Source organism: Trinickia sp., from assembly GCF_051953955.1.
Classification (GTDB): domain Bacteria; phylum Pseudomonadota; class Gammaproteobacteria; order Burkholderiales; family Burkholderiaceae; genus Trinickia.
Genome location: NZ_JBQCIF010000086.1, coordinates 1 through 20,751, shown reverse-complemented (window position 1 = coordinate 20,751; position 20,751 = coordinate 1). Strand labels below are relative to the sequence as shown.

The window sequence follows — 20,751 nt, the reverse complement described above, 5'->3', positions numbered from 1 at the left end:
TCTTCATCGCACGATGTCAGCGCGATGATCACACAATCGGCCGATCGAAATGCACGACATATCTGTTTGGGGTTCGTATCTGAACGGTCTTGACGCCGTCGCCGTGGCGACGGCGTTCATCATCTTCGTCAGCACGTTGGACGATCTTTTCCTCGACGCGTATTACTGGTTGCACCAACTGAAGCGTTTGTTGCTTGGCAAATCGAACGAGAGCGTCGATGCGCAGGCGCTGCGCGACCTCGACGAGCAATATCTCGCGATCATGGTGCCCGCGTGGAAGGAGTACGACGTCATCGCCAAGATGATCGACAACACGCTGGCGACGATGGAGTACACGCGCTACATCATCTTTGCGGGCACTTACCACAACGACGCGGAAACCACGGCTGAAGTCGAGCGGATGGTGCGGCGCCACCCGGGCCGCGTCGTGCGCGCAACGGTGCTCAACGACGGGCCGACCTGCAAGGCCGATTGTCTGAACTGGATCATCGGCGCCATACGCCGATACGAATCGATACATCACATCGAATTCGCCGGCGTGATCATGCACGATTGCGAGGACGTGATTCATCCCATCGAGTTGAAGTATTTCAACTATGCGATCGCAGACCACGATCTCGTGCAACTGCCGGTGCTCTCGTTGCCGCGAAAATGGAACGAGTTCGTGGCCGGCACGTACATGGATGACTTCAGCGAGACTCACCAAAAGGATATTCCGTCGCGCCAGATGCTGACGGGCATCGTGCCGGGCGCCGGAGTAGCGTCGTGCTACAGCCGCCGTGCGATCGAGGCCGTATCCGAGGAACGGGGCGGCAAGCCATTCAATACGTCGACGCTGACGGAGGACTACGACTTCAGCTTTCGTCTGCGCGAGCTCGGCATGAAAGAGATGTTCGCGCGATTTCCGATTGCCGATGCCGTGCGCGAGCAAGTGCGTCGGCATCGACAGCGCGTGAAGAATGCCCGCAACTTGCTGGCCACGCGCGAGTACTTTCCGAGCACGCTGCGCACGGCCTATCGGCAACGCGCACGTTGGATCCTCGGCATTTCGTTCCAGGGCTGGCAGCAACTCGGCTGGCGCGGGAGTTGGCGCGACCGGTACATGTTCTTTCGCGATCGCAAAGGGATGGTCACGTCGATCGTCTCGATCGTAGCGTACGCGGTATTGATCAACTACTTGACGGTAGTGGCGCTGCGTGCGGCCGGAATCGCGCCCCCCGGTGCAACGCATGCGGGGCTCGTGAGCGGAACGCTTGCGCCGTTGCTTGCGGTCAATACGGTGATGCTCGCGCTTCGGCTCGGCGAGCGCTTCTACTTCGTCGCGAAGCTGAACGGTGTACTGCAAGGCGCGATGTCGCTGCCGCGCATGTTCGTCAACAACCTCATCAATTTCTTGGCGGTTTGCCGGGCGTGGCGCATCTTCGTCAACCACCTGATCACGGGCAAGCCGATCGCGTGGGACAAGACGAGCCATACCTACTTATCGAACGACCAACTCGGCAAAACGCGGAGCAAGCTCGGAGAAATTCTGGTCGAGTGGGGCGTGGCCACCGTCGCGCAAATCGAAGCATGCCTCACGCGACAAGCAGAATGCGGCAAGCGGCTTGGGGAGTTGCTGCTCGAATGCGATGCGGTCAGTCACGAGACGCTTGCCGATGCGCTCGCGGAGCAAGCCGAGTTGCCGCGCGTGAGTCTAGCCAACCTCGCGGTAGGACATTTCAATGCGGCGTTCACGCAGGAATTGCAGCGTGCCTATCGAGCCGTTCCGTTTTCGCTGGCGGACGACGGAACGTTGAACGTCGCCGTCGGCAGTCCCCTCACCGAAGACGAGAGGGAGACGATCAAGCGTGCGACGGGGTGCAACGTTGCGTACTTCGTCGCGAGCGACGCCGAAATCGCGGCGTCGCTCGCGCGTCAGACGCGGCGTTCCGATTTCGATCGCGGCAACGATGAGGCATTGCCGACGCGCCGTGGTGCGCCGCCGGCTCACTCGGGGGAGTCTTGATGAAACGCGCACGATCCAAGCGATCGGGGCGCCTGCCGTTGATCGTGCGTAGAAGCGGGCTCGCAGCTGTCGCGGTGCTGGCACTGCACGTGACGATGGCCTGGGCGCAACCGGAAAAGTTGACGCCGCGCGCCTATCGGCTGGCCGATGCGGCGTACAAGGCCATTGCCGCTGGCGATTTGCCGGGCGCGGAGGATTATGCTTCGCGGGCAGTGAAAGTGCAGCCGTCGAGCTTGCGGTTGGGGTTGCTGCTGTTGGACGTCTATTTGCGCGAGGGCAAGATAGACGAGGCCGACAAACAGGCGAACATGTTGCTCGCGCGTCATCCCGACGACGGCAACGTCCTTGCGCAACACGGCTTCCTCGAGCAAAGGCAGCAGCGCTACGGCGAGGCCGCGACCGACTTTTCGGCGGCGCTCGATAAGGGAAGCTGGGATGAGGCACAGCAGCGCAATTTGCGGCTCGCATGGGCCGACAGCGCGTTGATGGCGCATGAGCCGGATGAAGCGGCCAAGGCGCTGGCGCCGATCGAGAACGAGCCCGACGTCGCCGTGCAACTTCGTGTTGCGCAATGGCGGTTGCGCAACGGCGATCGCCTTGGAGCGCTGGCGGCGGCGCAACTGGCGCAAGAGCACGCGGTGAGCGACGACGATAAGAAGAGCGCGGCGGCGTTGATCGAGTACGCCAAGCAGACACCGCCCGATCCGCGCGACGAGCAAGCCCAGAAGACGCTGCAGCAGGCCTACGATCTGCTGCGCGAAAATAAGGACGATCAAGCGCTCGCTCAATTTCAGAAGGGCTTCGCATTGGGCGGCGGCAAAGCGGGCAACTATGCCGACGCAGGCTATGCGGCGAAGCGTATCGGCGATAACGAGCAGGCCGTGCAGCTCTTCAAAACGAGCCTCGATGCCGACGACCATGAACATGCATTCGACGAGCAACGGCGCTTCGGTTATCGCCGAGAGGTCGAGCAGCTCGAGCGGACGTGGGGCTTCGTCGTCAGCTTGCCGTATCAGGTGTCGGCGTTCTCGTATCAAGGCACGGTGGACGTCCTGCAGCCCGGTATCGAAGCGTATTGGCAGCCGCCGAAGATCGGCTATCGCAACGGCCGCATTCTGCAATTCTTCGTGCGCGGCTATGGGACGGCCTATGACGGATCGGGCAACGTAACGGGTCTGCCGACGTTGCAAGGTTCGGTCGGCGCGCGCTATAAGCCGCTCGTGGATCAAAACCTCGTGCTGAGCGCCGAGCGTCTCGTGCGCTTGGGAAGCCGATCCCAAAACGATTGGCTCGCACGTCTCGGCTATTCCTCGGAGGCGGGCACCGACATGCGCGTGACCGAGCCGAGCTGGCGCAGCTGGCAACTGTACGCGGAGGCCGACTATTTCGTTCACCAAGGCCGTTACATTTTGTATTCAGAGTTTCGATACGGACACACTTGGTCCCTGCCTTCGATCAGCGATCACCTAACGGTTTACCCGCACGTCGCCGTGGTGTTCGACCGCGACAGCAAGGAGACGAAGCAGACGGCGATCGGTATCGGGCCTGGCGTACAGTTCCGATTCTGGTTCCGCGAAAGCCGTTACGCCGCACCGGCGAGCTGGGCCGATCTGACGGTCCAGTACCGGTTCCCGCTGACGTCGGCCGCGCGAGCACGCGGCGTCGTCGCGCAATTGACGCTGTGGTACTGACGGGAAGGGACCGTATCGGAGGAGGGAATGTCGCTGCGCGTGCGATGGTGGCCGACGCTACGGAGGCGCGCAGCGCTCCTCGCCGTCACGTCGGGTTCGCTTGTCATGATGGCCGCGTGTGCCGACATGCCGCGCGATAGCCGTGCGCAAGGCGTCGTCTGGCAGGTCGACAACGCCACGACCAATCCGGTCGGCGATTGGCACGCGCTGGGCGTGAATCAGCTGCTCGTGCAATGGACCGTCGTGGACGATACGGCATTCGTGCCGAACACCGGGTTGCCCACCGCGGCGAACATGCCTGACTGGGCTCGGATCGGCCGCGAGCCGTGGGCGCGCGACGTCGTCCTCGGCCTAGCGGGCTATGCGGACGAAAAGCGCGCGCGAGCCGATGTCGCGAAGCTGATACGCCAATCGGAGCGCGTTGCAGGCGTGTCGTTGCCGCTGCATGTAACGGGATACTACTTTCCCGTGGAAGTCGATCCGACGTGGGGCGATGCGCCCAAGTTGGCGGCGTTGTTGAGCACGCTGCCGCGGCCTTTGTGGATTTCGGTGTACGACCGCTCGAACATCGGCGGCAAAACGCTGGCCGATTGGCTCGCGTCCTGGCTACCGGACGACGTCGGCGTGTTCTTCCAAGACGGCTGCGGCGTCTATGCGCGCGGGCCGGAGGTCGCGCGCCAATACCTCGATGCGCTGGCGCAGCGGTTCGGCCGCGACCGTGTCCGCGTCATCGCCGAAGCGTTTCGCCCGAGCGAGCACGGAGGCTTTCGTGCCGCGACCGCCGGAGAGTTGCGTGAGCAACTCTCGGCGTATCACGGGTATTTCACGTACCTGTTCGATGGGCCGCATTACGTGTCCGATGAACTGGTGAGAACGTTGGCTCCCCGCGCGGGACGGCACGCGACGAGCCCTTGACGACGATGGCGCATCACGACGGGGCTTTCAGATTGATGATCGTGTTGCGCAGCAGTTGGAAGTACTGGCTCGTCGAGTACGGGAGCATTTGTTCGACGTAGTTCCACCAGAAGAAGCCGCCGATGAATTTCGGATCGTTCATCGTATTCACCATCGGGTAATACGACTTGATCAGATTCGACTGCACCGACCACGGGGCGGCCGTGTCCGAGGTGCCGATCTCGCCGAAGCCGACCTTCGCATTCGGGAACAGGCTTTCGAGCTTCGCAAAATCGTTCTTCCACGACGGGTTCAGCCCCGGGCAATCCTGGTACGGGTAGTAGCTGAACAGCGCGTAGTCGGCGCCGTTGCGCACGGTCGACGAGAGGAACTGCGTCGGCCAGGTCCGCCAGTTGTCCATCGGCAGCTCCCAGCAGTTGTTGCCCGACGGATCTTGGTTGTAGTACATCGTTACGGCCACCTTGCCGCCTGCACCCTTCACGACGTTGTAGGCCGATTGCACCATCTGACCGATCTGTTGCTCCTCGGTCGTGGCGGTCGAAGTCGGGCCGCTATAGTCTGCGCGCAGCCATTCGCCATTGATTTCATTGGCGATTTCCCAGACGTCGACGTTCGAGCCCAGCGTGGAGACGAGCTCCTTCGTGCGGGCCGTATAGCTCGTCAAATCGGTCGGAAAGTAATACGAGTCGTAGATCTCCCCCATTACGTAGGCGTATTGATGCAGCTTGACGATGTACGGGTAGTAGTCGGCCGCGGACGTACCCGGATCGAACACGACTCGAACCGTCGGACGGTAGGGCAAGTTTTGCAGCGAGGCGACGATCGCGTTGAACTTCGAAAGATCGTCGAGCGTCACGCCGTAAATGGGGGCCTTCGGTGTTTCGGCCTGCGCGTGCGCGGATTGTGCGAAAGGCAGGTAGATCGCGCAGCTAAGGAGCGCGAATACGGCGAGTTTGGAGAATGTTTTGAATCGTCTGAACGTCACGGGGCTTCCTTGAAGTAGGTTGAAGGAAGCGCGATGTTACATGGAAATAAATGCCAATTATCCGAGGATAACGGCACATTCGTGTGAAGAAGGGAGAGGTGAAAACGTTGTCGACGCAACGATCCGCCGCTCGAAATCGGCGGCGGACGTGTCGTTAAACGACGAGAGTTTGGCGCTCGATGAGCGCCTGACAGGCGTAGGAAAGTGGCCGTGAAAGCCACTCGGTAGGGAGAGGGTCAGAGTTTCGGCAATGGGGGCCGAGACTCAATAGCATGGCTAATCAACTGCTCCACGGCATGGCGCTCTTCGCCGGCAAGCGGCATCCGCGGCGGACGCACGGGCTCGGTGCCGAGCCCGACGATCGCTTCGGCGAGCTTGATGTTCTGGACGAGCTTGTGCGAGACGTCGAGCGCGAGCAACGGTGCGAACCAGCGATAGAGCGTGCGTGCTTCCTCGATGCGCCCGGCTTGCAGTAGTCGGTAAATCGCGACCGTTTCGTGCGGGAACGCACAGACGAGGCCGGCGACCCAACCATGCGCGCCCATCAGCATCGCTTCCATGGCGAGATTGTCGACCCCGCAGAAAATCGCATAGCGCTCGCCCACCGCGTTGAACAAATCGGTCACGCGGCGAACGTCGCCGCACGACTCCTTGATGGCGACGAGCTTCGGTTCGTCGGCGACTTCCGCGAACATGTCGGGCGTCATGTCGACCCCGTAAGCGAGCGGATTGTTGTAGACCATGATCGGCAGCGGGCTCGCTTTGGCGACCATGCGGAAGTGATTGATCGTTTCGCGCCGATCCGACAAGTAGCGCAGCCCCGGCAGCACCATATAGCCCGCGGCGCCGTGCTTCGCCGCGCGCTCGGCTTGGCGGCAGCCTTCGAGCGTGCTGTCTTCGGCGATCGTCAGCAGCACGGGCACGCGGCCGCGGGCGGCGTCCACCGCGATGTCGAGCACGTCGAGCTTTTCATCGAGCGAAAGCGTCGACGCTTCGCCGAGCGAGCCGCAGACGATGATGCCGTCCACGCCTGCATCGATTTGCGCTTCGATGTTCTTCTTCGTCCAAGCGCGGTCTATGCTGAAATCTTCGTGAAACTTCGTCGTGACGGCGGGCATGACGCCTTGCCAGACTGGTGCCATTTCGGTATCTCCGGAAGCGGTCGATGAGAACAATGCCAGCGCAGTGTAGGCTGGCGGATCGATGAAGTCTTGCGCCGTTCGCGCATTCGCGATGCCGATTTCGGCATAACCCCGGCGTTGCGCCGGAGTATGCCGAAATCGGCATGTGCGGCGCGCACCGGCGCCAAGACGCGGCGCACCCGCGTTCCTACCATTGGCGGCATGAACACCCTTCACATCATCGATTCCCATACAGGCGGCGAACCGACGCGTCTCGTGATCGCGGGCGGCCCCGACCTCGGGAGCGGCCCGCTTGCCGAGCGGCTCGAAATCTTGCGCACGCGCCACGACGATTGGCGTGCGAGCGTCGTGACCGAGCCGCGCGGCTCGGACGTCATCGTCGGCGCATTGCTGTGCGAACCGTTCGATCCGAGCTGTGCCGCGGGCGTCATCTTCTTCAACAACGTCGGCTATCTGGGGATGTGCGGTCACGGCACGATCGGGCTCATTGCCTCGCTCGCCTATCTGGGGAGGCTGGCGCCCGGGCGCCATCGCATCGAGACGCCGGTCGGCGTCGTCGACGCCACGCTCAATGACGACGGCAGCGTATCGGTGCGCAACGTGCCGGCCTACCGCTATCGGCATGACGTTGCCGTCGAGGTGCCCGGCGCCGGCACGGTGACTGGCGATATCGCTTGGGGCGGCAATTGGTTCTTCCTCGTCGCCGATCACGGCCGCTTGCTCGAGCCGTCGCACATCGGCGAGTTGACCGCGTTCACGCATGCGATTCGAGCGGCATTGATCGCGCAAGGGATCACCGGCGCTGACGGCGCGCTCATCGATCACATCGAGCTGTTTGCGCCGGGCGACGAGGCCGGCATCGACAGCCGCAATTTCGTGCTGTGCCCCGGCGACGCGTACGACCGCTCGCCCTGCGGCACGGGTACGAGCGCAAAGCTTGCGTGCCTCGCCGCCGACGGCAAGCTCGCGCCCGGTGCTTCGTGGCGCCAGCAGAGCATCGTCGGCAGTATGTTCGACGCGCGTTACGCGCTGCTCGATTCGGCAGAGGGCGTACCGACCGATGCGCGGGCGATCGTGCCGACGATTACGGGCCGCGCCTATGTCATGGCCGAGGGCAAGCTGCTCTTTCAGGCGGACGATCCGTTCGCCGCCGGCATTCCGAGCACGCGTCCTGCATGACCACCGATGCCGTCGTGATCGGCGCGGGCATCGTTGGCGCCGCCTGCGCCGCCGAACTGGCTGCGCAAGGCATGACCGTCGAGGTGCTCGACGCGGCGGGCATCGGCGGCGGGGCGACCGCGGCGGGCATGGGCCACATCGTCGTCATGAACGATTCGCCGGCCGAGCTCGCACTGAGCCGTTACTCGCGCGAGCTGTGGCTGGCGCTCGCACCGTCGTTGCGCCCGGCCGATGCGTTCTCGCGCTGCGGCACGCTTTGGGTTGCCGCCGACGCTGAAGAGATGGAAGCGGCTTGCTCGCTGCAGCGCGCTTTCGCCGGCGAGGGTATCGAAACCGAGCGCCTCGATAGCGCTGCGCTGCACGAGTGCGAGCCCTCGCTTGCGGTCCCGTTGGCCGGTGCGTTGCTCGTGCCGGACGATTCCATCGTCTACGCACCGCGCGCCGCGCAATGGCTGCTCGAGCATTCGCCGGGGGCGCGCAACATTCGCGTCCGTCTCGGTTGCGAAGTGGTGGCGTTGACGCACGGCGGGGCGCGGCTCGCGAGTGGGGAGTGCATCGAAGGCGGCCTGGTCGTCGTTGCCAACGGCCTGTCCGCGCAACGTCTCGTGCCGTCTTTGCCGATCGTGGCGAAGAAAGGACATCTGCTGATCACGGACCGTTATCCCGGCTATCTCAGGCATCAAGTGCTCGAACTCGGGTATATCAAGAGCGCGCATCAGAGCGCGGGGGCATCCGTTGCCTTCAATGCGCAGCCGCGGCCGACAGGCCAAGTGCTGCTCGGCTCGTCCCGCCAGTTCGATACGCTCGATCCGGCCGCGGAATGGCCGGTATTGGCCCGCATGCTCGCGCGGGCCGCGCGCTATCTGCCGTCGCTGCCGTCGCTCCATGCGGTGCGCGCATGGACGGGTTTCCGCGCGGCGACGCCGGACGGCCTGCCGATCGTCGGGCCTGCCGGCGATGCGCTGCCGGGCGTGTGGCTCGCGGCCGGGCACGAAGGTCTCGGCGTCACCACTTCGCTCGCGACGGCCAAGCTGCTGGCGGCGCAGATCATGGACAGCCGAGCGGCGATCGACACCGCGCCGTATCGAGCCGATCGATTTGCCGTGGAGGCAGACCATGGCGCGTGAGCGAGTAGAAGCAATAGATCGCGAAACCAGTCCCGTCGTCGTGTCGATCGACGGCGTGCCGCTCGAGGTGCCGGCCTGCACGACGGTGGTGGCGGCCGTCATGCGACGGTATGGCGTGAGAGGCACGCGCGTTTCGGTGACGGGACAGCCGCGCGCCGCGCTCTGCGCGATGGGCGTGTGCCAAGAATGCCGGATGACGATCGACGGACGCGCGCAGGTGCTGGCCTGTCAGGTGATCTGCCGCGACGGCATGACGATCGACACCGAAAGCATGGATAGCACGCGCTCATGAAAGCCGAATTCGATCTCGTCATCGTCGGTGCGGGGCCGGCCGGATTGGCCGCCGCATCGGCTGCCGCCGCAGGCGGAATGACGATCGCGCTCATCGATGACAATCCGCGAGCCGGTGGCCAGATCTGGCGCCAGGGCCCGGGGCATTCGATGCCGGGCGCCTTGCGCGGCCTGCTTGCCGAGCTGAGCGACAGGCGCAATGTGACGATCCATAGCGGTGCGAAAGTCGTGGCACTGACTGGTTCGCGCGAAATGGCCGTCGAATCGTCGGCCCGCGGCGGCCTCTCGATTTCGTTCGGACAACTGATCATCGCTTCGGGCGCGCGCGAGCGATTGCTGCCGTTCGACGGCTGGACGTTGCCGGGCGTGACGGGGGCGGGTGCTCTGCAAGCGCTGATCAAAGGCGGGATGCCGGTGCGGGGCGAGCGCGTCGTGCTGGCCGGCAGCGGCCCGCTGCTCATCGCAGCGCTGGCGACGGCGCGCGCCGCCGGGGCGCGCGTGGTCGCCGTCGTCGAGCAAGCGCCGTGGCGTGCGGTGCTGCCGTTCGGTCTCTCGCTCGGCGCAGCCCCTTCGAAAGCTTGGCAAGCGATTCGATTGACACGCGGGTTCGCAGGCACGCGCTACTGGGCCGATAGCATCGTCGCGCAGGCGCTCGGAGACGAACGCGTGCAAGCGGCCGTCATCAGCCGCGGCGGCCGTGACGTCACGCTCGAATGCGAGCGAATCGCATGCGGTTACGGGCTCGTGCCGAACGTGGCGCTCGCGCAGATGGCCGAATGCAGGCTCACGCAAGGGGCGATCACCGTCGACGATCTGCAGCGCACGTCGGTGCCCGGCATTTGGGCGGCGGGCGAGTGCACGGGAATCGGCGGAATGGAACTGGCGCGAGTCGAAGGCGAGATCGCGGGGCTGGCCGCCGCCGGCCAGCCGGTCCCGGCCCGGTTGCTGCGCGAGCGGGAGCGGTGGCGGCGTTTCGCGCGGCGAGTCGCAAGCTCTTTCTCGCTCGGCGAGCGAGCGTGCGCGCCGCCTGGTGCCGGCACGATCCTTTGTCGCTGCGAAGACGTGACCTTCGGAGACGTCGCCGAGCATGCGACATGGCGCGATGCGAAGCTGCACACGCGCTGCGGGATGGGCCCGTGCCAGGGACGTATTTGCGGCACGGCCGCGCAGACTTACTTCGGTTGGGACGCCGCGGCGCCTCGGCCTCCGCTTGCGCCCACTCGCATCGGCGCGCTTTTGGAGGCGCAGGAGCAGTCGGACGACGGTGCTCGCCTATAATCGATGCGCTTTGCGTGGCGCATGTCTGCCGCGCCGTTTTCCACGCGCCTCGCGACGATGCCACCTACGATTCCTTTGCCACAGATGCTCGCTGCCGAAACGCTCGCCGACATGCTGCCGTATTACGCGCAGTTGGAGCCGGTGCTCGATGCGTTGCCCGATCTCGTCTTCTTCGTGAAGGATCGGGATGCCCGCTATGCGCTCGTCAATCGCACGTTGGCGACGCGCTGCGGCTACAAGGACAAACGTGGGATCGTCGGCAAGACGACCGAGGAAGTGTTTCCGTCACGTTTCGGTGCGGCTTACATGGAGCAGGATCAATCGATCATCAACGGCGGGGCGTCGATGATCGACCAACTCGAACTTCATCTCTATCCTGGGCGTCAGCCAGGGTGGTGCCTGACGTCGAAGGTGCCGCTCGTCTGCGGCACCGGGCAAGTCGTCGGGATCGCGGGCGCTTCACGCGACCTGAAGGCCAACGAACGGACGCATCCGGCGTACTCGAAGCTCGCCGAGGTGGTTCAGTACATTCAGGAGAACTACGTGCAGCCGCTCAATTTGACGCATTTGGCGCAAATGGCGGGGATGTCGGTTGCACAGCTCGAACGGTATTTTCATAAGGTCTTTCATTTGACGCCACGCCAAGTGCTGTTGAAGACGCGTCTCGATGCGGCCACGGCATTACTTGCATCGAACGACAAAGTCACCGACGTTGCGGCGCTGTGCGGCTATACGGATCACAGCGCCTTCACGCGTCAATTCAAGGCCACCGTCGGCGTGACACCAAGCGAATATCGAACCCTGCTGCACGGCGCTTCGCCGCGCTGAGACCTTGCACGGCATGCGAAGCATGGCGTGCACGCTCCTTGCTCGTCGATAGAGCATCCGGACCCATTGGCACTCAGCGACGAACTTCTGGCCGATTTGGCTGGCGCGAATCCGCCACGTTGCCTTGACGCTCGAGAGCCGCTGACCGATAGTGGGCCACTGATTCGATTCGATCGACGATCATGAACTACCTTTACCATCGAATCGAGCGGTTAATCGCGCTCGCCCCGACGAGCGCTCATCCGAGGCGAGGCGCATTGTCTGCTTCGTCCGCATCGTAGGGAGTGCGGACATGCGCGATTCAACCGCTCGCGAGCAAAAATTTCCGGCGACCTGTGCGCGATGCGGCGGCCGGATCTCCGAACCTGTCGCTTTTTGCCCCCACTGTGGCGCGCATGCGCGCTTTGCGCTGGCGGGCCATGCGGGGCCTGTCAACGGAGTCCATGTCGACAGCAGCCGGCATGCCGGGAACCCCGAACACGCTGGTGCCGCGCGGCGTGAGCCGCGCGGCACGGCGGGTCCGTCGCGCGCCGAGCCCAAGGCGCCGTCCTACGATTTCGAGGGGGATCTCGATCCTCCGTGGCCCGGGCCACCTACCCCTTTGTTCGCCTCGCCCGACGGCGACCCGTATGGCGAGTTGCGCGGCGGCGGGCTGCGCGGCGGGCGCCAATGGGGGATCAAGGGCGGAACGGTGCTCGTCGTGGCTGCCTTCGTCGTGCTCTACGGCGGGGCAGTCGCCGTGCATCGATACGATGGGCTGTTGCCGCTGCCGCATCCGAATGCATCGAAATCCGTCGAAGGCTCCATTGCGTCGAATTCCGGCAATGACTCGAACAGTGCCGCGCCTTCGGACAACAATGCGCCGCCGGCCGGCGGTCATGCGCCTCTCGGTACCAATGTGCTGCAGCCCCCGGCCTCCGTTGCGAACAATAACGCTGCGCCTTCCGGCGAAGCCCGCACGCGCTTGGATGGCGCGCCGTCGACCAGTGTGCCGTCGAACGCCGTAGCGTCCAATGGCGGGCCGGCTGCGCCGAGAGCCGGTGATGCACCGCAGCCCGGTATGTCGACTGCGAGGTTGCCGCCGCCTGCATCGACGATGCAGACCCAGCCGGACTTTGCCATGCCGCAGCAGCAGCCGAGCGTGGCCCCCGCGCCCGCACCGGCACAGGCACAAACTCCGCCGCGGGCCGATGACGGCAGGGCTTACGGCCGCGCACGCGGCGCCGATGCGAGCGTTACAAACGCGGCCGCCCGACAGCCTTATCGGTCCCGCGCTCAACGGGAGCAAGCTCAGGTGCAATCTGGCCGGGCTAGCGCTTATCGCTCGTTGGACGTCGCGCAAGCGGCATTGGCCAAGAGCGATTTGAGGGGCGCGCGAGCGTCGCTCGACCGGGCATTGGCGGCCGATCCCAGCAACAGTTCGGCGCTCACGTTGCGCGATGAGCTTCATTCGCGCGAGCAGGAGCGCGATGCATCGTTGAGCGCAGCGCATGCGTGCGTCGTCCAGTCGCGCTGGAATTGCGTGTGGCACAACGCCGGCAAGGCGTTGTCCGTCGATGCAAGCAGCACCGAGGCGAAGGCGCTCGTGGACCGGGCGATCGTCGAGTCCGGCGCCGCAACGGCGCCGGCGGGACCGGGGCCGGACAACGTTCAAGTGCCGATGGTGCAGTAGCGGCCGCCGGCTACCGGCCTACAGGATGCGTTCTGCTATCGCGTCGGCGGCGATCTTGCTCAGATAGGTGAGTTCGGCTGCTGCCAGCCCAAGCACGCCATGCGTCGGTTGGAGCGTAAAGCGTGCGAAAGGGGCAGGTAGCTGTCGCCCTTCGGCGATGGCTGCGGCGAGCAGTTCGCCCGCGGCCGTCGTCGGTGCGACGCCATGCCCGCCGAAGCCTACCGCATGCCAAATCCCCTCCGCGCATTGTCCGATCTGCGGCATCTTGTGCCGCGCATAGCTCATCAATCCGCCCCACGCGTAGTCGAGTCGGACGCCTTTCAATTGCGGATAGACGCGCAGCAGATCGCGCATCAAAAGGCGGGCGATCGTGCGCGCATCGCGTTCGAAAATCGAGATGCGTCCGCCCCAAAGAATGCGCGTGTCGGGCAGCGCGCGGTAGTAGTCGAACGCAAAGCGCGTGTCGTAGACGGCTGCGTCGCAATCGACGGCATCCTTCAGCCTGTTTCCTAGGGGCTCGGTGGTCACGACGTAGGTGGCGATGGGCAGCACGGCGCGCTCGACGCGTCGATGCACGCCGTGAGCATAGCCACCGCCGGTGAAGACCACGTGGCGAGCCGTGATCGACCCGCCGGCCGTGCTGACGCGATATCGATCGCGCTCGCGAACGATGCCGAGGGCCGCGCTGCGCTCGTAAATGCGCACCTGCGCGCCGGTCAGAACGTGCGCGATACCTAGCGCATATTTAAGCGGATGGAAATGAAAGGCTTGCGGCTCGAGCAGGCCGCCGTGGTAGCGGTCCGTCTTCAAGCGCTCGCGCAGTGCGCGCTTCGAGATCGGCTCCCATTGCGCGCCGAACGACGTCCGCATGAGCTCGCGCTGCGCTGCGAGGGCCTCGGGACGGCCGAACCAATCGGCGAGAATGGCGCCGCCCCTTACGACGTCGCACTGGATGCCGTGGCGTGCGATGCGCGAGGCGATCAATTCGACGGCATCGAGCGTGAGCCGATAGAGCGCACGCGCGTCGTCGGGGCCCAATGCGCGGAGCAGGTCGGCGCATTCGAGGCTGTAACCCGCGAGCACGAACCCGCCGTTGCGCCCCGACGCACCGAAACCCACCTGCTGGGCCTCGAGGATGACGACGTCGCGCACGCCTCGCTCGACGAGCCCGAGTGCCGTGGCCAGCCCCGCGAAGCCGCCCCCTATGATGCAGACGGTCGCTTCCTCCCCCGCTGTCGCAAGCGCTGGATGCGCCGGACGCTCGACCGTTGCTTCGTAAAAGCTTCGTGCTGCCGCTGGCATGAAAAGGCCCCCGTCAAAATAGAAGTGAGTCGGTGTATTGGGTGACGATGCGGGTGATGACGCGGGCGGCTTCCGCGATGGCGCCATCGCGGGCGCGAGCGGGCGCGCTCGTTTCGGTCAGGTAGACGGTCACGAGGACCGGTGCCCGGTCTTGCGGCCACAGTACGCCGATGTCGTTCGTCGATCCGCGCTCGCCCGTTCCGGTTTTGTCGGCCACGCGCCAGCCGTGCGGCACGCCGGCGCGAAGACGCGCATCGCCGGTGCGATTGCCGACGGCCCACGCCAAGAGTTGCGCGCGCGACGCGGCCGACAGGGCATCGCCGAGCAATACCCGACGCATGCTGCCGAGCATCGCAGCCGGTGTCGTCGTATCGCGCGCATCGCCGGGTATGGCGGTATTCAACGAGGGCTCGGTCCGGTCGAGGCGGGTGACAGTATCGCCCAATTGCCGCATGAACGCGGTGAAGCCGGGCGGGCCTCCGATCGTATCGAGCAGCAGGTTCGCCGCCGTGTTGTCGCTCAACGTCACGGCCGCATCGCACAGTTCGCCCACGGTCATCCCTCGACCGCCGACGTGCTTGCTCGTGACCGGCGCGTATTGCTCGATCCGATCCATGCCATAGACGATGCGACGCTCGAGGCCCTCCTGGCGGCGATCGATGCGAGCCAGGACGCACGCGGCAAGCATCAGCTTGAACGTGCTGCACATCGGAAATGGCTCATTCGAGCGGTGGCCCGCTTGCAGGCCGGTTTCGAGATCGTGGATGGCAACGCCGAGGCGGCCGTCGACGCCTTTTTCGATCGAGGCCAGTTGCGATTCGAGGGAGCGTGCGCGGGCAGCGAGGCTCCGGGAGCCGCTAGGCAATGCCGCGCCGCTTCGCTTCGTTCTCGCCTGCATTGCCTCGCCGGCCAACACGGGAGCCGATAGGCCCGCTATCATCGCGCCGAATGTGGTGTCGAGGAATCGTCTTCTTTGCATCGTGTCCGCTCCGTTGGAAGAGGGATGAATATCGCCTTTTCGGCCGGACGGGACAATCGACGATAATTTTTCGGACACAATACCTTTTCTTATGAGTTCTCGAGCATGGCCAGACATCTGCCGCTCAACGCGTTGCGCGCGTTCGAATCGTCTGCGCGCCATTTGAGCTTCACGCGCGCCGCGCGCGAACTGAACGTGACGCAGGCTGCCGTCAGTCAGCAGGTGCGCGCGTTGGAGGAGCGGCTCGGCGCGCAACTGTTCAAACGCCTGCCGCGCGGGCTCGGCATGACGGACGAAGGGCAGGCGCTCTTGCCCGTCGTGTCGGACGCCTTCGGTCGCATCGACGCCGTGCTGAAGCAGTTCGAGGGTGGCCATTTTCACGAGGTGCTGACGGTCGGGGTCGTCGGCACGTTTGCCGTCGGTTGGCTCATGCCGCGCCTGAGCGCGTTTCGCTCGGCGCATCCGTTCGTGGAACTGCGGCTGCTGACGCACAACAACCTCGTCGATTTCGCGGCCGAAGGATTCGACTTCGCGATTCGCTTCGGCGACGGAAACTGGCCTGGGACACAGGCGGCGTCATTGCTCGATGCGCCGCTCACCGCGCTGTGCGCTCCCGATTTGGCCAGGCGCCTGCGCGCGCCGCGCGACCTCGCGTCGGAGACGCTGCTGCGCTCGTATCGCGCCGACGAATGGGCGCTCTGGTTCACGGCGGCGGACGTGCCGTCCGGCGCGATTCGCGGGCCGGTTTTCGATTCGTCGCGCTTGATGGTCGAAGCCGCGATGCTCGGCGCGGGCGTGGCGCTCGCGCCGGCGCGCATGTTCGAGCGCGAGCTGCAATCGGGACGGCTCGTGCGGCCGTTCGACGTCGAGGTCGATACGGGCAGTTATTGGCTTACGTGGATCAAGTCGAAGCGCATGACGCCCGCAATGCAGGCGTTTCGCGATTGGATCGTGACGCAGGCCGCCGCGTAGCGGAGTCGCACCGTTAGCCGGCAGATACGGCATCGTCAGGATTCCTGACCGATTCGGGCACGAGCGACATGAGCCATTGCGAGAGCGCGACGAACGGCTCGTCGTTCGCGACGGCGTCGGGCGCGACCAAGTAGTAGCCCGCATCGCTCGCGAGCGGCATGTCGAGCGCGACGGCCAGCCGTCCCGAGGCCAGTTCGTCGGCGATCAATATCTCCGGCATCAGCGCGACGCCCATGCCCGCCAGCGCCGCGCTGGACAGCATCGTGAACAGTTCGTAGCGCGGGCCGCGCACGGCCCGCGCATCGTCGCCGAAACCATGCGCCCGGAACCACTCGCGCCAGGCGTCGGGCCGCGTGGATAGATGCAAGAGCGGCATGTCGACCAGGCGCTCGCGCGTGAGCGGTGCGCAATCTGCCGTGAGCGCGGGGCTGCAGACGGGCACCGCGTTGCCCTCGCGAAACAGCAGCGTGCCCTGTGTTCCCTGCCAAACCGATCGGCCGAAATAGATGGCCGCATCGAACGGCGAATCGCTGAATAGGAAGGGCTCGGTGCGGATCGAGAGGTTCACCGTGATGTCGGGACGCAGCGCGCGGAACCGAGGCAGGCGCGGAATCAGCCATTGACTCGCGAAGGTGGGGACGACGGCGAGCTCGAGCACCCGGCCGATGCCGCGCTGCGCCATCAATTCGAGCGTGTCGCGCTCGATGCGTTCCAAGCTCTTGCGAATTCGCTGGGCGTAGTGGCGCCCGTGCGGCGTCAGCACGACGCGCTTCTTGATGCGCAGGAACAACGCGACGCCGAGCCGATTTTCCAGGGAAGCGACTTGCCGGCAGACGGCGCTTTGCGTGAGTGCGAGTTCGTCGGCCGCGCGCGTGAAGCTCTCGTGCCGCGCCGCCGCTTCGAAAACCTGCAGTGCAGCCAGATTGGGGATGCCTTTTCTCATCGATTGCACCGCGTTCTTGCGGCTGCGCCAGCGCCCGCAACGGGCTGAGTTAGTGAATTTTAGGAATGAAGTCGTGAGTTTATATCAATTGTGGAGAAGCGGTGCGGCGAAGACAATGCCGTTCGAGCGGCTCCAGCGGTGCATGGAGGATCGACGACGCTGAAGCTTGCCGATGAACGCGCGGCCAAAGCGAAACCCGGGACGTCAGCCCGCGCGGTAAATAGGGGACACACGATGAACAGCAATCTCGACGCTTTGCTCGAGGCCGCTTGCGGAACCGGCAGTGCCCGGCAGTTGGTGACATTGATGAACGTACCGCCTTCGATGAACCGTTGCGAGGCGGGCATCGTGACGCGCGCCGAATTGGCGCAGGCGCTGAACATGGCGCTGTTCGCCGGGCTGCTCGAACGCGTGCCGACGGGGCGCGCCTATACGGAGGACGTCGTTCGCGAGGGCGGGCGCGTCACGTTCGATCACGGTGCGCTGCGCACCGTGCGCTGGCCTCATTGCGGCGCACTGCCTCCCGGGGAGGCAGCATTCACGCGCATTCTGAAGCCGCTCGGCTATCGCTTGAACGGAACGTATCCGCTCGATCGGATCAAGATGACGGGACGCTCGTACGCACACCTGGACGCGCCGGAGCACATCGCGCAGTTCTTCGTCAGCGAACTGCATCCCGAGCGCTTTTCGAAGGCGTTCCAAGCGGCGGTGACGAGTGTCGTCGGCGCGTCGGTGGACCCACTCACGCCGCGAGCCGTCGCGTGGCTGGCCGAGCTCGAGCGTGATGCGGCGTTGCCGTTGGCCGATGCCTGTTCGTTGCTGCCGATTCTCGTTCGCTGCTTCGACCGCCAGCATACGGCGCCTCGCCTTGCCGATTATCAGACGTTGCTGACTGAGTCCGCGGAAATGGCGTGGATCGCGACGGAAGGCAACGCCTTCAACCATGCGACCGATCGAGTGTCCGACGTGTTCGCGGTGGCGGATGCGCAGCGCGCATTGGGCCGTCCGATCAAAGTGAGCGTCGAAGTGTCGAAGTCGGGGCGCGTCAAGCAGACGGCGTTTCCGGCCGATCGCGTCAACCGCGTTTTTCGCGCCGACGATGGTACCGAAGTGCGCCGTGAGGTGCCGGGCTCCTTCTACGAATTCATCGCGCGCGATACCTACACCGATGACGAAGGGCGCACGGTGCTCGATCTAGGTTTCGATGCAGGCAATGCCACGGGCATCTTCAAAATGACGGCGGCCGCGTGAGCGAAGGCGGCGCGCACGCACCGTCGACGGTCTCGAGCCCACCGACCATGCGATCGACCTGAGGAAAGCGCGATGTCATCGAACGATGCGACGTCTTTCGGCACACCTGACGAGGCCTATGCGTTCGCGGCGCCGTTCCGCGCGCCGCGCGGCTCGCCGATCCGCGAACTATTCAAGTATGTCGGCCGCCCCGGCATGATTTCATTCGCGGGCGGCTATCCGTCGAAAGACCTGTTCGATCGTGAAGGCCTCGAAAGGGCGCTCGAAGCGGCGTACCGCAGCGATCCGATCGCGTGCCTGCAATACGGGGATACCGCCGGTGCGTTGCCGCTGCGCCGATCGCTTGCGCGCCTCATGGGCGCCCGCGGCGTGGATCTCGGCCCCGACGACATCGTCGTGACGACGGGCTCGCAACAAGGTTTCGATCTGCTCTTGCGCACGCTGATCGCTCCGGGCGATACGGCACTCATCGAAGAGCCGGCCTATCCCGCGGCAATTTCCGCGTTGCGGCTCGCCGGTGCGAACATCGTGACGGTCCGCACCGATCGGGACGGAATCGACGTCGATGCGCTCGCCGCGCAACTCTACGCGTGGCCCCCGGCAAGCCGGCCGAAGCTGCTCTATACCGTTCCGACGTTTGCGAATCCGACAGGCTCGACGCTGCCCCGCGAGCGGCGCGAGGCGCTCGTGCGGCTTGCGCAAGCGGAGCGGATCGTCCTCGTCGAGGACGATCCGTATGGCGAATTGCGCTTTGCCGGCACGCCCGTGCCGCCGCTGCTCGCATTGGCCGACGGGTGCCCCGGCGCGCGCGACTGGGTCGTCTATTTCGGGAGCTTGTCGAAGATCGTCGCCCCCGGCTTGCGGATCGGCTGGGCGATTGCGCCCGCGCCCATCGCGCGCCGGATGATCGTCGCCAAGCAAACGAGCGACTTATGCACGGCACCGCTCGCGCAGGAGGCGGCGCGCCATTATCTGGACAGCGGCAGCTTGGCGCCGCATTTACGTTCGGTCGTCGGTGCCTATCGCTCGCGCTGCGACGCGATGCTGAAGGCATTGGCGCATTTCGCGCCGAACGACGTCGAATTTTCCGCGCCCGAAGGCGGCATGTTCGTCTGGGCGCGGCTGACCGGCGGGCGCGATGCCGGCGAAGTGCTCAAGCGCGCAATCGAGCGCAACGTGATGTTCGTGCCCGGCACGGCGTTCTTCGTGCATGAGCCGGATCCGAGCAGTTTGCGGCTGTCGTTCGCCGCGCCGGACGAAGCCGAGGCGTTCGAAGGCGCGCGCCGGCTCGCGTCGGCGTTATCATTTTGACGAAGTAACTCCAACAAAAGAGGACGTGATGGTAGTCAACGATATTCTCGCAGCGCTCAACGTCGATCTTTCGGCTTGGAAGGGCGACGCTCTGACGGCTCGCTCGCCGCGCGACGGCGCGACGCTCGCCACGCTGGCCGTCGATTCGGCCGCCAGCGCCGAGCGCAAGATCGATGCCGCCCATGCCGCGTTTTCGAAATGGCGCACGGTGCCGGCGCCGCTGCGCGGCGAGCTCGTGCGCGTCTTCGGCAACGTGCTGCGCGAGCACAAGGACGCGCTCGGCCGGCTCGTGACGCTCGAGGCGGGCAAGATTCGCTCGGAAGGGCTCGGCGAAGTGCAGGAAATGATCGACATTTGCGATTTCGCGGTCGGTCTGTCGCGCCAGCTTTACGGCCTGACGATCGCCTCCGAGCGCCCCGGGCACCGGATGATGGAAACGTGGCATCCGCTTGGCGTGTGCGGCGTGATTTCCGCATTCAACTTCCCCGTGGCCGTGTGGGCGTGGAACGCGGCGCTGGCCTTCGTCTGCGGCGATCCGATCGTCTGGAAGCCCTCGGAAAAGACGCCGCTCACGGCCATCGCTTGCCAAGCGCTCTTCACGCAAGCCCTGCGCGAATTCGAGCAGGCGCACCCCGGTGTGGCGCCTGAAGGGCTGCTGCAATTGATCATCGGCGGCCGTGACGTCGGTGAAGCGCTGACGCGTTCGCACAAAGTGCCGCTCGTTAGCGCGACGGGCAGCGTGCGCATGGGTATGGAAGTCGCGCAAGCGCTGAGCAAGCGGGTCGCGCGCAGCATTCTCGAACTGGGCGGCAACAATGGCATGATCGTCGCGCCGAGCGCCGACCTCGACCTCGTCGTACGCGCAGTGACGTTCGCGGCT

18 protein-coding genes are annotated in these 20,751 nt (G+C 65.0%); 13 read left to right on the top strand and 5 right to left on the bottom strand.

The features are described from left to right. Positions 1 to 49: 49 nt before the first annotated feature. From ACTHNZ_RS16530 to ACTHNZ_RS16520, 3 genes are read left to right on the top strand one after another with little or no spacing between them, the layout of a single operon-like run. The gene (locus ACTHNZ_RS16530; protein ID WP_440543615.1) at positions 50 to 2,005 is read left to right on the top strand and encodes a glycosyl transferase family protein; all 1,956 of its coding nucleotides are present in this window, start codon (positions 50 to 52) and stop codon (positions 2,003 to 2,005) included. Further along, on the top strand, positions 2,005 to 3,696 hold the full coding sequence (locus tag ACTHNZ_RS16525) for an NfrA family protein (RefSeq protein ID WP_440543614.1): 1,692 nt from the start codon (positions 2,005 to 2,007) through the stop codon (positions 3,694 to 3,696). Before ACTHNZ_RS16530 ends, ACTHNZ_RS16525 begins: the two co-directional genes overlap by 1 nt. A 27-nt stretch (positions 3,697 to 3,723) precedes the next feature. Next, positions 3,724 to 4,611: a hypothetical protein gene (locus ACTHNZ_RS16520; protein ID WP_440543613.1), complete on the top strand. Its 888-nt coding sequence runs from the start codon at positions 3,724 to 3,726 to the stop codon at positions 4,609 to 4,611. A gap of 13 nt (positions 4,612 to 4,624) precedes the next feature. Here the strand turns inward: ACTHNZ_RS16520 and ACTHNZ_RS16515 are convergent, their stop codons facing one another. After that, complete coding sequence (locus ACTHNZ_RS16515) at positions 4,625 to 5,527, bottom strand: hypothetical protein (RefSeq protein ID WP_440543711.1); 903 nt, start codon at positions 5,525 to 5,527, stop codon at positions 4,625 to 4,627. Between the two features lie 305 nt (positions 5,528 to 5,832). Next, complete coding sequence (locus ACTHNZ_RS16510; RefSeq protein WP_440543611.1) at positions 5,833 to 6,738, bottom strand: dihydrodipicolinate synthase family protein; 906 nt, start codon at positions 6,736 to 6,738, stop codon at positions 5,833 to 5,835. 192 nt (positions 6,739 to 6,930) lie between these two features. Between ACTHNZ_RS16510 and ACTHNZ_RS16505 the strand changes: the two genes are divergently transcribed. The 6 genes from ACTHNZ_RS16505 (at position 6,931) to ACTHNZ_RS16480 (ending at position 13,113) form a co-directional block, all read left to right on the top strand. Then, positions 6,931 to 7,917: a 4-hydroxyproline epimerase gene (locus ACTHNZ_RS16505; protein WP_440543710.1), complete on the top strand. Its 987-nt coding sequence runs from the start codon at positions 6,931 to 6,933 to the stop codon at positions 7,915 to 7,917. After that, positions 7,914 to 9,044, top strand: a complete 1,131-nt coding sequence (locus ACTHNZ_RS16500) for an NAD(P)/FAD-dependent oxidoreductase (protein ID WP_440543610.1) — start codon at positions 7,914 to 7,916, stop codon at positions 9,042 to 9,044. The genes ACTHNZ_RS16505 and ACTHNZ_RS16500 overlap by 4 nt, the downstream gene beginning before the upstream one ends. Continuing rightward, positions 9,034 to 9,336, top strand: coding sequence for a (2Fe-2S)-binding protein (locus tag ACTHNZ_RS16495; RefSeq protein WP_440543609.1), 303 nt, complete (start codon positions 9,034 to 9,036; stop codon positions 9,334 to 9,336). The genes ACTHNZ_RS16500 and ACTHNZ_RS16495 overlap by 11 nt, the downstream gene beginning before the upstream one ends. Beyond that, positions 9,333 to 10,613 carry an FAD-dependent oxidoreductase gene (locus tag ACTHNZ_RS16490; RefSeq protein WP_440543607.1) on the top strand — a complete coding sequence of 427 codons (1,281 nt, stop codon included), beginning with the start codon at positions 9,333 to 9,335 and terminating at the stop codon, positions 10,611 to 10,613. Before ACTHNZ_RS16495 ends, ACTHNZ_RS16490 begins: the two co-directional genes overlap by 4 nt. 57 nt (positions 10,614 to 10,670) lie before the next feature. Continuing rightward, the gene (locus ACTHNZ_RS16485) at positions 10,671 to 11,441 is read left to right on the top strand and encodes a helix-turn-helix domain-containing protein (protein WP_440543606.1); all 771 of its coding nucleotides are present in this window, start codon (positions 10,671 to 10,673) and stop codon (positions 11,439 to 11,441) included. A gap of 292 nt (positions 11,442 to 11,733) precedes the next feature. After that, positions 11,734 to 13,113 (top strand): hypothetical protein, encoded by a 1,380-nt coding sequence (locus ACTHNZ_RS16480; protein ID WP_440543605.1) that lies wholly within the window; start codon positions 11,734 to 11,736, stop codon positions 13,111 to 13,113. A gap of 18 nt (positions 13,114 to 13,131) precedes the next feature. Here the strand turns inward: ACTHNZ_RS16480 and ACTHNZ_RS16475 are convergent, their stop codons facing one another. Beyond that, on the bottom strand, positions 13,132 to 14,415 hold the full coding sequence (locus tag ACTHNZ_RS16475) for an NAD(P)/FAD-dependent oxidoreductase (RefSeq protein ID WP_440543604.1): 1,284 nt from the start codon (positions 14,413 to 14,415) through the stop codon (positions 13,132 to 13,134). Positions 14,416 to 14,428: 13 nt separating this feature from the next. Further along, positions 14,429 to 15,313 (bottom strand): class A beta-lactamase, encoded by an 885-nt coding sequence (gene bla / locus ACTHNZ_RS16470; RefSeq protein WP_440543709.1) that lies wholly within the window; start codon positions 15,311 to 15,313, stop codon positions 14,429 to 14,431. A gap of 186 nt (positions 15,314 to 15,499) precedes the next feature. On the opposite strand from bla, the gene gcvA reads away from it, so the two are divergent. Continuing rightward, a complete protein-coding gene (gene gcvA / locus ACTHNZ_RS16465) occupies positions 15,500 to 16,366 on the top strand; it encodes a transcriptional regulator GcvA (protein WP_440543603.1) in 867 nt (288 codons plus the stop codon). A 13-nt stretch (positions 16,367 to 16,379) separates the two neighbouring features. Here the strand turns inward: gcvA and ACTHNZ_RS16460 are convergent, their stop codons facing one another. Next, entirely contained in the window at positions 16,380 to 17,309 is a 930-nt protein-coding gene (locus ACTHNZ_RS16460; RefSeq protein ID WP_440543602.1) for a LysR substrate-binding domain-containing protein, read from the bottom strand. A 234-nt stretch (positions 17,310 to 17,543) separates the two neighbouring features. Between ACTHNZ_RS16460 and ACTHNZ_RS16455 the strand changes: the two genes are divergently transcribed. The 3 genes from ACTHNZ_RS16455 to ACTHNZ_RS16445 form a co-directional block, all read left to right on the top strand. Beyond that, positions 17,544 to 18,560: a DUF1338 domain-containing protein gene (locus ACTHNZ_RS16455; protein ID WP_440543601.1), complete on the top strand. Its 1,017-nt coding sequence runs from the start codon at positions 17,544 to 17,546 to the stop codon at positions 18,558 to 18,560. Positions 18,561 to 18,632: 72 nt separating this feature from the next. Continuing rightward, on the top strand, positions 18,633 to 19,871 hold the full coding sequence (locus ACTHNZ_RS16450; protein ID WP_440543599.1) for a PLP-dependent aminotransferase family protein: 1,239 nt from the start codon (positions 18,633 to 18,635) through the stop codon (positions 19,869 to 19,871). A gap of 28 nt (positions 19,872 to 19,899) precedes the next feature. Next, on the top strand, positions 19,900 to 20,751 hold an 852-nt coding region (locus ACTHNZ_RS16445; RefSeq protein ID WP_440543598.1), incomplete at its 3' end, for an aldehyde dehydrogenase family protein.

Coding starts and splice junctions, on each gene's coding strand:
- ACTHNZ_RS16530 (WP_440543615.1), top strand. CDS start 50: ATGCACGACATATCTGTTTGGGGTTCGTATCTGAACGGTCTTGACGCC.
- ACTHNZ_RS16525 (WP_440543614.1), top strand. CDS start 2,005: ATGAAACGCGCACGATCCAAGCGATCGGGGCGCCTGCCGTTGATCGTG.
- ACTHNZ_RS16520 (WP_440543613.1), top strand. CDS start 3,724: ATGTCGCTGCGCGTGCGATGGTGGCCGACGCTACGGAGGCGCGCAGCG.
- ACTHNZ_RS16510 (WP_440543611.1), bottom strand. CDS start 6,738: ATGGCACCAGTCTGGCAAGGCGTCATGCCCGCCGTCACGACGAAGTTT.
- ACTHNZ_RS16500 (WP_440543610.1), top strand. CDS start 7,914: ATGACCACCGATGCCGTCGTGATCGGCGCGGGCATCGTTGGCGCCGCC.
- ACTHNZ_RS16495 (WP_440543609.1), top strand. CDS start 9,034: ATGGCGCGTGAGCGAGTAGAAGCAATAGATCGCGAAACCAGTCCCGTC.
- ACTHNZ_RS16490 (WP_440543607.1), top strand. CDS start 9,333: ATGAAAGCCGAATTCGATCTCGTCATCGTCGGTGCGGGGCCGGCCGGA.
- ACTHNZ_RS16485 (WP_440543606.1), top strand. CDS start 10,671: ATGCCACCTACGATTCCTTTGCCACAGATGCTCGCTGCCGAAACGCTC.
- ACTHNZ_RS16480 (WP_440543605.1), top strand. CDS start 11,734: ATGCGCGATTCAACCGCTCGCGAGCAAAAATTTCCGGCGACCTGTGCG.
- ACTHNZ_RS16475 (WP_440543604.1), bottom strand. CDS start 14,415: ATGCCAGCGGCAGCACGAAGCTTTTACGAAGCAACGGTCGAGCGTCCG.
- bla (WP_440543709.1), bottom strand. CDS start 15,313: ATGCAGGCGAGAACGAAGCGAAGCGGCGCGGCATTGCCTAGCGGCTCC.
- gcvA (WP_440543603.1), top strand. CDS start 15,500: ATGGCCAGACATCTGCCGCTCAACGCGTTGCGCGCGTTCGAATCGTCT.
- ACTHNZ_RS16460 (WP_440543602.1), bottom strand. CDS start 17,309: ATGAGAAAAGGCATCCCCAATCTGGCTGCACTGCAGGTTTTCGAAGCG.
- ACTHNZ_RS16455 (WP_440543601.1), top strand. CDS start 17,544: ATGAACAGCAATCTCGACGCTTTGCTCGAGGCCGCTTGCGGAACCGGC.
- ACTHNZ_RS16450 (WP_440543599.1), top strand. CDS start 18,633: ATGTCATCGAACGATGCGACGTCTTTCGGCACACCTGACGAGGCCTAT.